The organism is Pseudomonadota bacterium, from assembly GCA_039033415.1.
Lineage (GTDB): Bacteria > Pseudomonadota > Gammaproteobacteria > Xanthomonadales > SZUA-38 > JANQOZ01.
This window is the reverse complement of sequence record JBCCCR010000002.1, coordinates 113,925-129,611: the sequence shown is the minus strand read 5'-3', so window position 1 is coordinate 129,611 and position 15,687 is coordinate 113,925. Positions and strand designations below refer to the sequence as shown.

Annotated in this window: 8 protein-coding genes; 2 read left to right on the top strand and 6 right to left on the bottom strand. The window is 63.4% G+C overall.

Annotated elements, in window-relative coordinates:
- Positions 1-113: 113 nt before the first annotated feature.
- On the bottom strand, positions 114-1,028 hold the full coding sequence (locus tag AAF358_02170) for a hypothetical protein (GenBank protein MEM7704324.1): 915 nt from the start codon (positions 1,026-1,028) through the stop codon (positions 114-116).
- A gap of 61 nt (positions 1,029-1,089) precedes the next feature.
- Between AAF358_02170 and AAF358_02165 the strand changes: the two genes are divergently transcribed.
- Positions 1,090-6,627 (top strand): Ig-like domain-containing protein, encoded by a 5,538-nt coding sequence (locus AAF358_02165; GenBank protein ID MEM7704323.1) that lies wholly within the window; start codon positions 1,090-1,092, stop codon positions 6,625-6,627.
- A gap of 127 nt (positions 6,628-6,754) precedes the next feature.
- On the opposite strand, the gene AAF358_02160 is transcribed toward AAF358_02165, so the two are convergent.
- The 5 genes from AAF358_02160 to AAF358_02140 form a co-directional block, all read right to left on the bottom strand.
- On the bottom strand, positions 6,755-7,309 hold the full coding sequence (locus AAF358_02160; protein ID MEM7704322.1) for a thermonuclease family protein: 555 nt from the start codon (positions 7,307-7,309) through the stop codon (positions 6,755-6,757).
- 212 nt (positions 7,310-7,521) lie between these two features.
- Positions 7,522-7,914 carry a DUF3192 domain-containing protein gene (locus AAF358_02155; GenBank protein MEM7704321.1) on the bottom strand — a complete coding sequence of 131 codons (393 nt, stop codon included), beginning with the start codon at positions 7,912-7,914 and terminating at the stop codon, positions 7,522-7,524.
- Positions 7,915-8,107: 193 nt separating this feature from the next.
- Positions 8,108-11,197 (bottom strand): efflux RND transporter permease subunit, encoded by a 3,090-nt coding sequence (locus tag AAF358_02150; protein MEM7704320.1) that lies wholly within the window; start codon positions 11,195-11,197, stop codon positions 8,108-8,110.
- Positions 11,194-12,297 (bottom strand): efflux RND transporter periplasmic adaptor subunit, encoded by a 1,104-nt coding sequence (locus tag AAF358_02145; protein ID MEM7704319.1) that lies wholly within the window; start codon positions 12,295-12,297, stop codon positions 11,194-11,196. Before AAF358_02145 ends, AAF358_02150 begins: the two co-directional genes overlap by 4 nt.
- A 193-nt stretch (positions 12,298-12,490) precedes the next feature.
- On the bottom strand, positions 12,491-14,311 hold the full coding sequence (locus AAF358_02140; protein ID MEM7704318.1) for an alkaline phosphatase D family protein: 1,821 nt from the start codon (positions 14,309-14,311) through the stop codon (positions 12,491-12,493).
- A 266-nt stretch (positions 14,312-14,577) separates the two neighbouring features.
- Here AAF358_02140 and AAF358_02135 point away from each other — a divergent pair, with 266 nt between their 5' ends.
- Entirely contained in the window at positions 14,578-15,660 is a 1,083-nt protein-coding gene (locus tag AAF358_02135; GenBank protein MEM7704317.1) for an efflux RND transporter periplasmic adaptor subunit, read from the top strand.
- Positions 15,661-15,687: the final 27 nt, after the last annotated feature.

Here is a 15,687-nt window from a genome sequence, read left to right as displayed (position 1 = left end):
GTGGTTTTCCGCCGCTAAGAGACGGCGATTATAGCGATTCAGAACCGGCTCGGAACGATGCCTGCTTGGCGCGTTCAGCCCAAAGAACGGCAATCATCCCAAGGCCAATGGGGTCAGGCGGGATAGGGGCCCTGGTAGCGGGTGTCACGCAGTTCGCGCGCCCAGACCTGCTGACCCGTTGCCAGGTCAATCGCCCGCAGCATCAGCGGTTCGCTGACCAGGCCCCGGTCAGCAGTCTGGCGGCTCAGCGGCTGCGTGACGTAGAGCAGCACGCCATCGAGCACAACAAACGGTGAATAACCCATGTGACTGCGGAATTGCCCGAGTCTCTTGCCGTCTGCGCTGAGCACCGTCCACTCGTAGCGTTCCCAGATCGACGCATCGGCATCCTCGCGGGAAACCAGGATCGTGTCGCCGCCAGCGGCCTGAAATCGTCGCTGGCCCGCACTCGAAGCGGGGACTTCCGGCGATTGAGCCTGCCACAGGGCCGATACCGTCTGCGGATCGGGCGGCGCCAGCGCAGCGATGCTGCCGCCGCTCAGGCTGACGGCACCTGCCTGACGCTGCACCGGTGCCGGCTGCTCGCTGGGCATACCCCGCACCGGACGGCTTCGGTGCTCCCACACCAGGTCGCCGGCGGCGGTCAGGCGGTGATCAAACTCCTGACCCAGGCCTTGGTCTACGCGCGGAGTGACGCCTTTGGGCAGAGTGACCGCCTCGGTGCTTTCCAACCGACCAGTTTCGACGTTGATCCACGCCAGGTCCATACGACCTTCGAGCTCGGTATCGATCTGAAGCAGCAGCTGGTTTTGCTGCAGCGAGAGCGGCTGGTCGGCACTGTCGCTGCGCCACTGGGTGGCGCCGGTTGCCACGGCGACCGCCTCCACGCCCCCGGCTGGCTGCATCAGGTAAACCTGCGCGGCCGGCATATTGATCAGCAGTCCGCTACGCAGCTCCACCGCGTCGTTGGCCTGCGCTGAAATCGCTGTCGCGATACCCGTAATGAGAATGAGATAACGAAAAAACACCAAGAAAATCCGCACAATGCCGATAAAACTTTAATGAGCTTAGCAGGCTTGGGGACAAAATATGGATAAGTGCCGCACATTCCACAGGATGTGGACCCGTCGGATTCGCATCAATCCGGCCGTTGTGCTGCTCACCGCACTGATTCCGCTCGGGGCCAATCCGCAAAGCTGGCAGCCGATTGGTCCGGCCGCCATCGAAACCCGCGGCATCGGCAACGTGGACAACGTGCCGGGCGATGATCCGGCCAGCGGCGCGGTGCACGGCGTGGCCGCCCATCCCACCGACGCCGACATTATTTATGTGGCGGCCGTCAATGGCGGCATCTGGAAGACTACCAACGCCACGGCAACCTCGCCGACCTGGGTTCAGCAGACCGACAGCGAGCTGAGCAGCTCCGCAAGTGACGTAGCGTTTGACCCGACCGATGGCACCAACGAGACGCTCGTGGCGAGCTTCGGTCGCTTCAGCAGCTTTGCCAGCCGAGGTGGCTCTCGCCAGGGTGTGCTGCGCACCACCAACGGGGGCACCACCTGGACTCAGGTGGGCAGCGACATGATCGGCAAAAACATCGCCAAGATTGTCGGTCGGGGCAGCACGATGGTGGCCGCCGTGGACGTGGCCGATGCGTTTACCTGCGGCAATGTCGGAATCTGGCGGACCGCCGACAGTGGGACCAACTGGGATCGAGTTACCAACGGCATCGCCAGCGGCGGTTCTGACGCGCTCGCCGAGGATCCGACTAACAGCGCGGTGCTGTACGCCAGCGTGGTGGATTTCGGGAACGCATGCAGCACCGGTGACGGCATCTACCGCAGCGCCGACAGCGGAGCGTCCTGGAACAAAGTCAGCAACGCCACCATGGACGCGCAGTTCAGTGGCGCGGCCAACACCAGCGACCACGTTGAGCTGACGGTTGGCCCCACCGGCACCGTGTTTGCGGCCTTCGTGCCCGGCAACACCGGGCGGCTGTCAGCGGTTTTTTACTCCACCAACAGCGGCACCAGCTGGACCCAAATGGACATCCCGACCACCGATAGCGGCGCCGGGATCCATCCCGGCACGCAGGGCAATCTGCATACGTCGCTCGTGGCTGACCCCGTGGATTCGGACATCGTTTACATCGGCGGCGACCGCCAGCCCAGGGCCAACAACGACACCGGCGGCTTTCCCAACGCCATCGGCGCGTCGTCCTTTTCCGGCCGTCTGTTTCGTGGGGATATCAGTCAGCCTAGCGGCAGCCAGTGGGACACCATCACCCACAACGGCACCAGCAACGGCTCAGCGCCCCACCCCGATTCCCGCGACATGGTGTTCGACGCCGACGGGAACCTGCTGGAAACGGATGATGGCGGTATCTATCGGCGCACGCTGCCTCGTTCTGCCTCCGGCGCTTGGGAGGACGTCAACGGTAACCTGCAGGTTACCGAACAGCACAGCGGCGCTTTCGACGCCACGTCCCAAATTGCGTTCAGCGGGAACCAGGACAATGGCACCACCCGTCAGTCGACCTTTGCCAATACCGTCTGGCAGACCTTCCAGGGCGGTGACGGCGGCGACGTGGCCGTGGATATCCTGGCGCTCGCCGGCTCCAATCAGTCGATTCGATTTGCCAGCTCGCAGAATCTGGGCGGTGTGCGGCGCCTCATCTACAACAGCAGCAACGGATTTCTGGGCTCGTCCAACCTGGCGCTGAACGTGACCAGCGGTTCGCCGCTGACGGCGCAGTTCACCACGCCGATCGAGGTGAATCAGTCGGCCGGCTCGCGCTTGATCATCGGCGGCGGCAACGCAGCGTATGAATCTTTTGATCTGGGCGACAACATCGCCCAGCTCACCCCGGCCGTCCCGGTGCTGTCTGGCGGTCGGCGCAGCATTGCCTACGGTACTGCCACCAACGCCGACCTGCTCTACGTCATTTCCGGCTCAGATGGGGGGCTGTACCGGCGAGACACCGGCGGTGGGTCGTTGAGCTGCGTCTATAACTGTCCCTCTACTCAGTCGCTCCAGGGTGTTGTCCAAGATCCTTCCGACGCCAGCCAGGCGTTTGTGTTGCAGTCCAATGGCGTGGAGCGCTCCACCACGGGGGGCGCATCCTTTGGCACCGTCACCGGTAACCTGATCAGTGGCTTTACGCCCGGCACCCTTCGGACTCTGGCATTCCTCGAGCGGCCCAGCGGGGACGCGCTGGCGGTGGGCACCGACCGGGGGGTTTACCTCGCGCTGGCCAGCGACGGCTATTCGGTGTGGGCTGAAGCGGCCAGCGGTCTACCCGTCGTGCCAATCTACGATATCGATTACGACCCCGCTCAGAACCGGCTGGTCGCGTTCTCGCTTGGCCGAGGCGCTTTTGCGGTCACGTTTAGCGGCAACCAGGCGCCAGACGCCGTCGCTGATAGCGCGAGCGTCGCGGCCGGTGGCACGGTGACCACGCTCGACAGTGGACAGACGTCCCTGCTATTCAACGACTCCGATCCGGAAGGCGATAATCTGACCCTACAGACCTCACCGGTGAGCGGCCCGAGTTCCGGTAGCGTCACGCTCAATGCGGCCGGCACGTTCAGCTACACCCACAACGGGACAGCCACCACCTCCGACAGCTTTACCTACCGGGTCTGCGACGATGGCACGCCAAGTGCGTGCAACGACGCGGTGGTTTCGATCAGCGTCAACCAGCCGCCAACCGCAGTTAACGATAGCGCCGACGTAGACAACGCGGGAACGGTCACCGTGCTTTCCAGCGGCCAGACCTCGTTGCTGTTCAACGATTCCGATCTCAACGGTGACAACCTGTCACTCCAGACATCCCCGGTCAGCGGGCCTGGCTCGGGCAGCATCACCCTGAACGCCAACGGGACCTTCAGCTACACCCACAACGGCACGGCAACTACGAGCGATGCCGTCACGTATGAGGTGTGCGACGACGGGACTCCGAGCCAGTGCGCCCAGGCCGTGCTCAACATTGCGATCGGCGTACCCAATCAGGCGCCGGTGGCCGTTGCGGACGCCGCCAGCGTCGGGGCGGGTGGCACCGTGACCACGCTCGACAGCGGTGAGGCGTCGCTCCTGTTCAACGACTCTGACCCCAACGGCAACAGCCTGACTCTGCAGACGGCGCCGGTGGTAGCGCCGTCTTCGGGCAGCGTCACTCTCAACGCGGCGGGCACCTTCAGCTATACCCACAACGGCAACAGCGCAACGAGCGACAGCTTTACCTATCGGGTCTGTGACAACGGCAGTCCCTCACTCTGTGACGATGCGGTGGTGTCGATCGCCGTGAATCAGCCGCCGACGGCTGTGGCCGACGCGGCCTCGGTGGCTAACGGCGGCACCGTCACCGTGCTGGACAGTGGCCAAACATCGCTGCTGTTTAACGACAGTGACCTGAATGGTGACGGGCTCAGTCTGGAGACCACGCCGGTCAGCGATCCAGCTAATGGGTCGGTGACGCTCAATGCCAACGGCACCTTCAGCTACACCCACAGCGGCAATTTCACTGGCACCGACAGCTTCACCTACCGGGTCTGCGATGACGGTACTCCCAGCCAGTGCGCAACGGCCGCAGTCAGTATCACCGTCGACACGGGCGACGCGGTATGTCTTGCGCCCGCACAGGGCATACCCGACCCCGGCTTTACGACAAGCACACTCAGCACCGCCACCAGCAGCCTCCTGGCCGACATGAACGTGTACCTGGACATCAGCCACACGTTTGTCGGTGATCTTGGTGTAACCCTGACCCATCGCGACACCGGAACCGCCGTGACCCTGCTGGATCGACCGGGCAGCCCGGCGCTGAGTGCATTCGGCTGTAACCAGGACGATGTGCAGACGCTCTTTGACGATTCGGCCATCGATCTTGCCGAAGACCAGTGCAGCACCAGCGTACCCGCGATTGGCGGCACGCTGCGCGGCACCGAGCTGCTGGCGGCTCTCATCGGCGAAGACTTCGCGGGAGACTGGGATCTTCGGGTCAGCGACGGTGAAGGGTTTGACTCAGGCACGTTGAACCGATGGTGCCTGGTGCCGACGCTAGGCCTCGCCCCCAACGATCCGCCGACCGCCGTCGATGACAGTCTGACGGTCGCCGAAGGCGCCACCGCCACGGTTCTCGACGGTGCGGTCGGCAGCGTGCTGGCTAACGACAGCGACACCAACGGGGATAACCTGACGGTCACCACCCCAGCGCAAACGCTGCCGAGCAACGCCGCCAGCTTTATGCTCGCCGCTAACGGCACGTTCAGCTACACCCACAACGGCGGCGAGACCACTTCCGATCTGGTGGTCTACGAGGTGTGCGACGACGGCGTTCCGGTCCGCTGCGCGTCGGCGCAGCTCAACATCACCGTCACCGAGGTCAACGACCCGGTGGTTGCGAGCGATGACACGCTGAGCGATATCGACGAGGACAGCGGCGTGCGGGTCATCGCCTTTAGCGAGCTGCTAGGTGACGACAGCGCGGGGACCGATGAGTCCTCGCAGACGCTTTTGATCAGCGCCGTAGGCAACGCCAACGGCGGCACGGTGGTGATCAACGGCACCACGGTGGAGTTCACGCCGACCCCCGAATTCTCCGGGCCAGCGGGCTTCCAATATACGGCCACCGACAACGGCACCACCAACGGCGCTCCGGATCCGCAGTTCGATATCGCAACCGTCAGCTTCAATATCCTGGCGGTCAACGACGCGCCCAGCGCCGGCGCCGACTTTGCGACGGTGACCGTCGGCGGCACGGTAACGGCGCTGGTCGGCGGAGAACTTTCACTGCTGGACAACGACAGCGACATCGAAAACGACACGCTGACCGTCCAGACCACGCCCATCAGCGGACCGAGTGACGGCAGCATCACCCTCAATGCCAATGGCACCTTCAGCTACACGCACACCGGGTCGGTCGGTAGCACCGATAACATCACCTATCGGGTTTGCGATGACGGTAGCCCGAGTCGCTGCGACGACGCGGTGCTGCAGGTGGTGATCACGGATGTACCGAATCAGGCGCCGGTAGCCGTGTCAGACACCGCCAGCACGAGCGTCGGTGGCACGGTCAGCCAGCTGAACGGTGGGGTGACCTCGCTGCTTGCCAACGACTCCGATCCGGATGGCGACAATCTGGCGCTGGAGACCACGCCGGTCAGCGGACCCACCAATGGGGCGGTGTCGCTCGACCCGGCCGGCACCTTCAGCTATACCCACAACGGTTCCGCGACCAGTAGCGACAGCTTTACCTACCGAGTGTGTGACGACGGCGCGCCCAGCCTGTGTGCCGACGCGACGGTCAGCATCACCATCAATTCCGTCAACCAGTCGCCGGTGGCGCTGGACGATCAGTTTGCTACCGATCTCGACACGGCGCTGACCGCAAGCGTGGCGGGCAACGACTCGGATCCGGATGGTCCTTCGGCGGTCTACAGTGTGCTGACGGATACCGCCAACGGGGTTCTCGACTTAAGGTCTGACGGCGGGTTTACCTATACGCCCAACGCGGGCTTCTCGGGAACCGATCGCTTTGTCTATGAGCTGACCGACGGCACGGATACGGTGCAGGCCACGGTACAAATTGCGGTCGGCATCGTGGTTTTCGCGAATAGTTTCGAATAAAGCTACGCGCAAACAAAAACGGCCTGGAAGGGTCCAGGCCGTTTCATATTCCAATTCCAGATGATCGGGTCGAGGGCTGCTTAGGCGTCTGTCACTTGAGCGGCGGCTGTGACCCGAGCAGCTGCGGTTAGCGAGCCACGGTGCGCCGGTCCTGCAGCACCAGGGTGACGCCCGATGAGCCGCCGCGCTCGTCGCGCCAGCGCCAGGGGTACTCGAATTCTCCGGCCCACATGTTCCGGCCTGCCCGCCGAGCCTTGGACTCAAAGCCGGCATACCGACGGGAACCCCGACGATCGATAACGGCTAAGCCCTGTTCCAGCAGCCACGCGCTGATGCGCTCGCCGTCGACCTTGCAGTCGCCGATGTACAGGCTAGCCAGCAGCGCGCGTTGACACACCACCTGGCGACCGTTCACCTTGGCCGCGAGCGCGTCGCGCGCGGCCTCGCCACAGGCCCAGGTTTTGCCGTTGGCGTCCTTGCAGGTCTGTTCCAGCTCAGGCGCGTCCAGGCTGTGCAGCCGGACTTCAACGCCACGAACCATCATGGAATCCCCGTCGATCACCTCGGCAACCCCTTTCAGGGCTCCGGCTCCAGCGGTTGGGGCCAGGCTCACCAGCAGCAGGGCCGCAATCGCCACCAACGACACCTTGCGGGCTGGGTCCAGATCAGGTTTTTTCGTCATGATGTTTGCGTCCCTCTGCTTTTCTCTGCTCATGACCCGTAGGATGTGGGCGCACACCGTTGATCACAAACAGATTTTCCCGAAGCGCCTATTCGTACTGGTCGAAGCCTACTTTTGGCAGGGTGTGTCACGACATTCGTGAACCTGCCGACCATAAAAAACCGGGCAGGGACCAACGCCCCTGCCCGGTCGAAAAACGCGTGTAGATTCAGTCAGTTCTGGCTGTAACGGGTCACCGGATAATCGCGGACGACCGTTTCACCCCAGCCGGCCAGAGCGCCGTCGACAAATACCAGCGGCGTCGTTTCGTCGTAGGTCGTTTCGCCGTCAGAATGCCGATGCTGGGTGCGATACCGCAGCACAATCACCTCGCTGCCGTTGCTGCTGAAGCCTTCGGAAAAGTCTGGGCGGCCGAGCTCGGCGCGCACCTGCTCCATCGGCGCGCCCAGGCGCAGATCGGTGATGTAAGCGTGGTTATCCTTTTGCCGATATTCCCAGGCACTGCTGGAACGATCCCAGTCGTCGTCAGGATCGGTCACGATGACGCAGCCGGACAGCAGCAGCGTTGCGGCTGCGGCGGTAGCCAATTTCCAGGTTGTTTTCATGGTTTTCCCCATTGATCGTATGACCCGCATTTTGGGTGGAGGCCGCCGGTAAGTTAAGTGACTCAAGTCATGGGTTAACACCATGAGAATAGCGCCTCAACGGCCGACGTTATGCCGGGATTCAGTATCCCCCGCATTCCTGAACCGAGGCTGAACGCCGGGGGACTCGACGCCCCGCCGACAGTGCGCGTGATCAGGCTGCAGCCGGCAGCGGGTCAGCCCCGAGCGGAGCCGGCTCGTCTTTTGGCGCCAGCAGCAGATAGACGTGCGGCAGAACCAAGAGCGTGAAGAAGGTGCCGATCAGCATGCCGACAACCAGAATGATGCCGATGCTGTTGCGCGCCTCAGCGCCGGCACCGGTCACCAGCACCAGCGGGAAGTGGCCGAGGACGGTGGCGCCGGTGGTCATTAGGACGGGCCGCAGCCGGGTGGCGGCTGACTCGCGAATGGCCTGCAGCCGATCGGCGCCGTCAGCGCGGAGCTGGCGGGCAAACTCAACGACGAGAATGCCATTTTTCGCTACCAGACCCACCAGCGTGATGAGGCCGACCTGGGAATAGATATTGATGGTGGTCAGGTCGAGAAACGAAATCATCATGGCGCCACAGAGCGCCAGCGGCACCGATCCGACAAGCACCACCAGCGGATCGCGGAAACTGTTGAACTGCAGGGCCAGCACCAGAAAGACCACCAGCAGCGAAATGGCCAGGACCCCAAACATGGTGTTGCCTTCCTTGCGGAGCTGGCGCGACTCGCCGGCGTAGTCGATGGAGTAGGTGGGTGGCAGGATCTCCTGCGCTGCCTCTTCCAGCGCCGCCAGCGACTGTTCCTTGGTGGATCCCGGCATGGTTGCGCCATAGACGCGGAACGAGTTGGACTGCCCGAATCGCGTTCGGGCCCGTGGCGCAACCTCGCTGGTGACGGTGGCAAACGATCGAACCGGCACTAGAGCGCCGTCGGGCGTGCGGACTTTCAGGTCCAGTAGCGTGTTGGGGTCCGCCCGGTCGACCGTGGCCAGCATGGGCACCACCCGAAACGCTTTGCCGTCGTCGTCAAAGCGATTCACAAAATTCCCGGAAAGCATCACGCCCAGCTGCTGGCTGACCTCCGCCATATCCATGCCAAGGTCGCTGATGCGCTCTCGATCGAACGTCAGTCGAGACTGCGGCAGGTCAATTTTGAGGTCGGTGTCGGCATACAAAAACCGACCGCTCCGGGTGGCCGCGTCAACCAGCTGACGGGCGAGTGGCAGCATCGCCAAGGCGTCTTCCGGGGCGCGGACCACGAGCTCCGTGTCGAACTGGCCGGCGGTGGGCAGCGGTGCGGGCAGAAACGGAAAAGCCTTGATGCCCGCAATGCCAGACAGCTCGCCGAACGCCCGCTGCAACAGCTGCTGGGTGTTTTGCTCACGCTCGCCGGGCCGCACCAGCTGCTGGCCGCCGAAGCCGCCAGCTGTCTGCACGAGGTGCCACATGTCCTGCGCGCCTGGGAGCTGCTGCATGATGGACACTACGTCCCGGGTGTAGGTCCGGGTGTAGGCAAGCGAGGATTCCGGTGCCGACTCGAGCACGACGTTCACGGTGCTCTGGTCTTCGATCGGCGCAAGCTCCTTTTGGGAGAACAGGTAAAACGGGATCACCAGCAGCGTGAACAACACAGCGAGCGTCAGCACCTGGGGTCTTGCGTCCAGCGAGCGATCCAGCAGCCGCACGTAAGCGGCCTGAATCCGGTCAAAGATGCCGTTGACCCGCCGGGTGAACGCGCCCTCTTTGCCGCCTTCCGGGGCGAGCGTTGCGCTCATGAGGGGGGACAGGGTGATGGCAACAACCCCCGACACCAGCACGGCGGTTGCCAGAGCAAAAGCGAACTCGCGGAAGAGCACACCCGACAGACCCGAAACAAATCCGATGGGTGCGTAGACGGCCGCCAGCGTTAGCGTCATGCCAATGATGGGCGTCAGCAGCTGTCGGGAGCTGGCGAGCGCGGCTTCCCGCCGGCTTTTCCCTTCGCGCATGTAGCGGGCGACGTTCTCCACCACCACAATCGCGTCGTCCACTACCAGCCCGACCGAAAGCACAATCGCCAGTACCGTCAGCAGATTCAGCGAGAACCCAAAAAGCGACATGGCGGCCATCGCGCCCAGCAGGGAAATGGGAATAGCGACCAGCGGCACCAGGGCCGTCCGCACCGAGCCCATAAACAGCACTACCACCAGGCCGACCAGCAGGATGGTTTCCCCGAGGGTGACAAAAATTTCGCGGAGCGCGTTGCGCATGTAATAGGTGCCGTCATAGCCGATACCGATGGTGAGATCGGACGGCATGCGCGACTTGAGGTTCTCCAGCACCTCGTAAAGGGCATCGCCGATTTCAATTTCATTGGCGCCGGGCAGGGGCCAGATCGAGATAAACACCGACTCCTGGTCGGTGAGGCGAGCGATGACCGTACCCTCTTCTTCGCCTCGCTCGACGCGCGCAACGTCCCCGAGACGAACCTGTACACCGTTACTGTCGCGCACCACCAACGCTTCGAAATCCGTTTTGGAGGTGAGGGTCGCGTTAGAAAGCAGGTTGATCCGCTGATCTCGGCTTTCGCTGCGGCCGAGCGTTGAGATCACGTTGTTGCGCGTCAGCGCCGTCTGTATATCGAGCGTACTCAGGTCGTACTGAGCCAGCCGGTCGGGATCCAGCCAAACGCGCATGGCGGGCTGGCGTCCCCCCTCAACACCCACGCGCTGCACCCCGGGAATTGCCGCGATCACCGGGTTGACCTCGCGCGTCAGATAGTCAGTGACGGAGCCGCGGGTGTAGGGCGGCTGGATCACCACGTCGAGGTAGAAAGCGGCAAACGGTCGGTCAGCTCGGACCACCGTCACCGCGGGGTCCTCGGCACCCTCCGGCAGCTCGAAGGCAATCTGGTTGAGCCGCGCGGTCAGCTCGGCCAACGCGCCCGTGCTGTCTTCGTTCATGTTCAGCCAGACTCTGACCGTACTCATGCCGGAGGTGGTGATCGAATCGACGTAGTCAACGCCCGGCATGGTGGAGGCAATCCGCTCGATCGGTTCGGTGATAAACCCCTCAACGGTTTCCGAGGACGCCCCGACGTAAGGGGTGCTGACCTGGAGGGAAGCGCTTTCGATCTTTGGGTACTGCAAAATCGGCAGGCTGAGGGCGGCCCGCGCGCCCAGGATCAGCAGCGCCAGAGACACCACAATCGACACCACCGGGCGTTCAACAAAAATATCGGTGATGCGGGGCCGCCTCGCGGCGGTGGTGTCGGTCACGACCCGGGTCCTGACCTAACGGCGCTTTGGTTCACTAGCAGGCCGTCCCGCAGCTTGAAGGAGCCCTGCGCAGCAATGGTGTCACCTGGCTCCACCCCGGAACTGAGGAACGCATACTCGGCGTCGACGCGCAGCACCTCAACCGCCCGGCGCGATGCGCGAAAGCTGGCGTCAGCGCCCGACTCAGCGGGCACCAGAACAAACACGTGGGGTCCAAAGGTATCTTCCCGCACCGCTACCGCCGGGACCTTCAGCGCGGGCCTGGGGGCACCGGTGTCCACAAACACCGCGACGATCGCGCCGGGTACGGCGGCCAGCGCCGGGCTGGCCAGCGCCGCGCGATAGCGGACGGCCCGCGAGCTTGTGTCCACCTGAGGCGCGCGTGCAATCAACGTTGCGGTGGCGCGACCGAGGTGGTCGCTGTGTACGGTGACGTTGTCTCCAACCGCCACGGCGGCGTGCTGCTGCGGAAGGGAAAAATCTACCCAAACCTCGTCACCTTCACCCACCAGCATGGTGATGACGCTGCCGGCGTCCAGATAGCCGCCTGGTTCCCAGCGCTCCAGGCCGGAGCTAGCGGCAAACGGCGCGCGAATCGTCTTTTTCTCGATGATGGCCTGGACGCGCTGCGCTTCGGCGCGCGCCGCATCGCGCTGCGCCAGCGCGTCGTCCACCGCCTGGCGGGAAACGGCACTACCCCCCAGCAGGTTTTCGTTGCGATCCAGGGTGCGTTCCGCGAGCGCCTCCCGGGCGTTGGCGGCTGCCAGCAGGGCCAGCTCTTCGGAGGTGTCCTGCCGGATCATGACCTGGCCTTCGCTGACCCGGTCACCGGGTGCAAACCCGACGTCAACAATCGCGCCTGCCAGTTCGTTGCTCAAGGTCACCGACCGCACCGGCACCACCTCGGCAACCGCGCGGGTCTGGGGCACATAGCTTTCGCGGACCGGTTGGGTCGAGATGACGGTTTCGGAGGGCTCGGGGAAAGATTCGCCATAAGCGATAGCGGCGCTGATCTGGCTGAACTTGATGAAGCCCAGGACCGCCACCACGCCGATCCAGACCGTCGCCGTCAGAATCCATCGCTTGGTTTGTTTGCTCATGGCGTTTTCCACGTAACCGCCAGCCTTACGCCGGCACCGAAGTGTCCCGTATGGCGAGTGATTTTTGCGTGACAACCCTTTGATTGTAAGGCAGTAGCGCCCGGTGCCCTAAACGGGCATTTCGCTCCGCCACGGTCGCCGTGGCCGGCGATCGATCAGGACGCCGAAAAGCCCAGCGACTGATCGGGGAAGTTCAGCTCCAGGCTACGCCCTCACCTGTGCCCGGGCGCAGGGTGAAGCCATCGCTCGCGCGCAGCCTGAATTGACGGCTGGACACGCCCGTAAGGCGCTCGAAAGTGACTTCCGCCTTTTCCGGTGAAAGGCGGACGGTCAGGTAGCCTCGATCAGCCACGTTGCTGTATCGAAGTCGGGGGTTGCTTTGCTTTAGGCGAGCTTCGATCAGCTCGGCGGGCAATGCGAGATTTTCGGGGAACCCTGGGGAGCTCACCGAGGTCGTGCCAAGCTCTACACCGCGCCAAGCCGGATAGCTGGCGGTTTCCAGCTCCAGTCCCCAGGCGGCGTGGGAATCACCAGAGACGACCAACAAGTTGCTGCCAACCGACGCGTGTGCGTTCAACAACCACTGACGCTCAGCGCCGTACCCGTCCCAGGAGTCGGTTCCAAGCGGCAAGTTGTAGCGCGAGTTCTCAACCTTCGGCTGGATCCATGGCGCTACCTGCTGCAGCGTTTGCTCGTCGTAGTCGTTCGCCACGTTCGGGTGCTGCAGTGGCGACAGCAGCGTCTGATTGCCAATCACCTGCCAGGGTTTCTGGCTGGCCTTAGAGCGTTTCAGCCGCTCGCGGATAAATGTCTTCTGCGCATTGCCGAGCAGCTCACGGCCAGGTTTATCAAGGACATCTCGACGGAAACGGCGACCGTCCGGCAAATAGGCCAGGCCTTCCGGAAGCGCGGGAAGGGCCGCCAGGCGGGCAATTTCGGCGTAGTCGGTGATCGGTTCCGGAGGCTCTGTTTGGATGTTGAACGGCAGCGTCACTTCCCGGACATGTGCCGGATCGCTTCCCTCCCGTGCCGGCACCGGGTTAGCGGGATCGGAAAAATCGTACGGGGCGGCCTGCTGAATCATCGCTTCCCCCATGTCAACGGGGCGGTCCCGGCTGCTCAGTCGGGTTTCAATCATGGTGATCGTCGCCAGGTCACCAATCTCTGCGGCCCGCCACAACTGATCCGGCGGTCTACCGGCGGGTTCGCGTACCGGCATCCATTCAAAGTAAGCGCGCATGGCAGCGGCCTTGCGTTGTGACCACGGGCCTTCGCCTGCGCCGTGATTCTGAGCGCCGCCCGTCCAGCCGTCATTTGCCACCTCGTGATCATCCCAGCTCGTCATGAACGGCACCTGGCTGTGGACCGCCTGGAGATCCGGGTCACTTTTGTACTGGGCGTGGCGGGCGCGGTAGTCGTCTAGGCTGACCGTTTCGTGCCCAGGCAGCGACTCACGCCGCAGCTCACCGGCATTTTCGGACGCGTAGCCGCCCCTTGGGTATTCATAAATGTAGTCACCCAGGTGCAGCACCAGGTCGATGTCATCCCGCTCCGCCATGTGCCGGTAGGCGTTGAAATAGCCCGCGGGGTAGTTTGAACACGAGCAGACCGCCAGCGTGAAGGCCTCGACTTTGCCGGTCGGAAGGGTCCGCGTGCGGCCCACCTCCGATTGAGCGCCGAGCGCCGAGAAGCGGTAAAAGAAAGATTGCCCGGCCGGCAAATCGGTCACGTCTGCTTTGACCGTAAAGTCACGGTCACTGCTGGTGATGACAGTGCCACTGCGCAGCACCTCTCCAAAGTCAGCTCGGCTCGCCACTTCCCACTCGACCTGCGTCAGCTCGTTAAATCGAGGCGTGACTCGGGTCCAGATGATGACAGCGCTTTGCGTCGGATCACCGCTTGCGACGCCGTGAAGAAAGCTGGCCGCTGGGCTTGCTACGGCGCTGAGGGTGGCTGCCGCGGTAACGCCGGGCAAAACCTGAGTAACAAGATTTCGGCGAGAGATCGATCGCACGTAAAAGCCTTTGTTGGTCGGAAAGTGAACTCTGCGCCAGCGATACGAGGCGAAGAAGGCTGATGTCTTAAGATACGCTGCCAATGTTGTCCACGGAATTATAGAACCCTCCTGAGACAAGGAGATGGCGCCACGATGAGCGATTTGTTGCAGTTTGTCTTGCTGGCCGATCAACCCGGCACAATGGCGCTGCCAAGCGGCCGGATTTCCCACTAAAATGGAGCGTTGTCCGATTGACGGTCAATCGGGCTCGACCGAGAGTCCTTATGAACTTGCCCCGTCTCGCCGCCCTCATGGCTCTGAGCTGCTGCCTTGCCTGGGACGCGTTTGCGCAAATCCCCGTTGAGGTATCGCGGGTCGAAAGCCGCAGTATCGTTCGCCAGATCAACGTCAACGGGACGGTCACGTCTCCACGTACGGCGATTTTGTCAACGGCGGTGGCCGGCCTGGTCGCCCAGCTCGACATCGAAGAGGGTGACCGGGTACTCCGCGGTGATCCGCTCCTCGTGCTCGATTCGGAGCTCGCGCAGCTCGCGTTGGATCGGGTGCTCGCGCAGGTGGCGCTGCGGGAGGCGGAGCTCGCCGACGCCAAGCGTCGGTTCAAGCAGGCCCGCGAGGTCGGCGCAGAGCGCGGGATTGCGCGCACCGAAATTGAGTCGCTGGAGGCGGAAGTGATGGCGGACCAGGCGACTCTGACCGCGGCGCTAGCCGCGGCGAGCGAACAGCAGGCGCTGCTGAAACGCCATACCGTCGCCGCCCCGTTCGCTGGGGTAGTCAGCCAGCGCCTTGCCGAGCTCGGCGAATGGATCAACCCGGGTGATGGGTTGCTGGAGCTGGTGGCGACCGAAAACCTGCGCTTCGATTTTCAGGTCGGGCAGGATTATTACGCCGCGCTGGTGGACGGCGCGGGTATCGAAATCACGCTGGACGCGTTGCCGGGTGACCGTCTGACGGGTGAGGTCAAGACCATTGTCCCGATCAAAGACGCGACCGCCCGGACCTTTCTCGTTCGGGTTCCGGCCGCTTCGCTGCAGGCCGAAAAGCCGCTTCACGTCACGCCCGGTATGTCCGCGCGCGGGCGCCTGGCGGTCAGCACGGGTCAGCAAGGGCTGGCCGTTTCCCGGGACGCCATCCTTCGCTTCCCCGATGGCCGGGTCACCGTATGGGTGGTCGAGCCAGACGGCGAGCAGAACACCGTTCGCGAGCAGCGCGTTAGAACGGGCCTTGAGTTTGACGGCATGGTGGAGATCACCGAGGGCCTGACCGGCGATGAGGTTGTCGTGACGCGAGGCAATGAAACGCTGCTCGAAGGCCAGACGGTATCTTTGGTTAACGGAAGCTCAACGTGATCAGTCAGTTGGTCAGCTGGGCGATCA

What these genes read in the sequence shown, in the direction of transcription:
- AAF358_02165 (MEM7704323.1), top strand. Translation starts at nt 1,090, where the DNA reads ATGGATAAGTGCCGCACATTCCACAGGATGTGGACCCGTCGGATTCGC.
- AAF358_02160 (MEM7704322.1), bottom strand. Translation starts at nt 7,309, where the DNA reads ATGACGAAAAAACCTGATCTGGACCCAGCCCGCAAGGTGTCGTTGGTG.
- AAF358_02155 (MEM7704321.1), bottom strand. Translation starts at nt 7,914, where the DNA reads ATGAAAACAACCTGGAAATTGGCTACCGCCGCAGCCGCAACGCTGCTG.
- AAF358_02145 (MEM7704319.1), bottom strand. Translation starts at nt 12,297, where the DNA reads ATGAGCAAACAAACCAAGCGATGGATTCTGACGGCGACGGTCTGGATC.
- AAF358_02135 (MEM7704317.1), top strand. Translation starts at nt 14,578, where the DNA reads ATGAACTTGCCCCGTCTCGCCGCCCTCATGGCTCTGAGCTGCTGCCTT.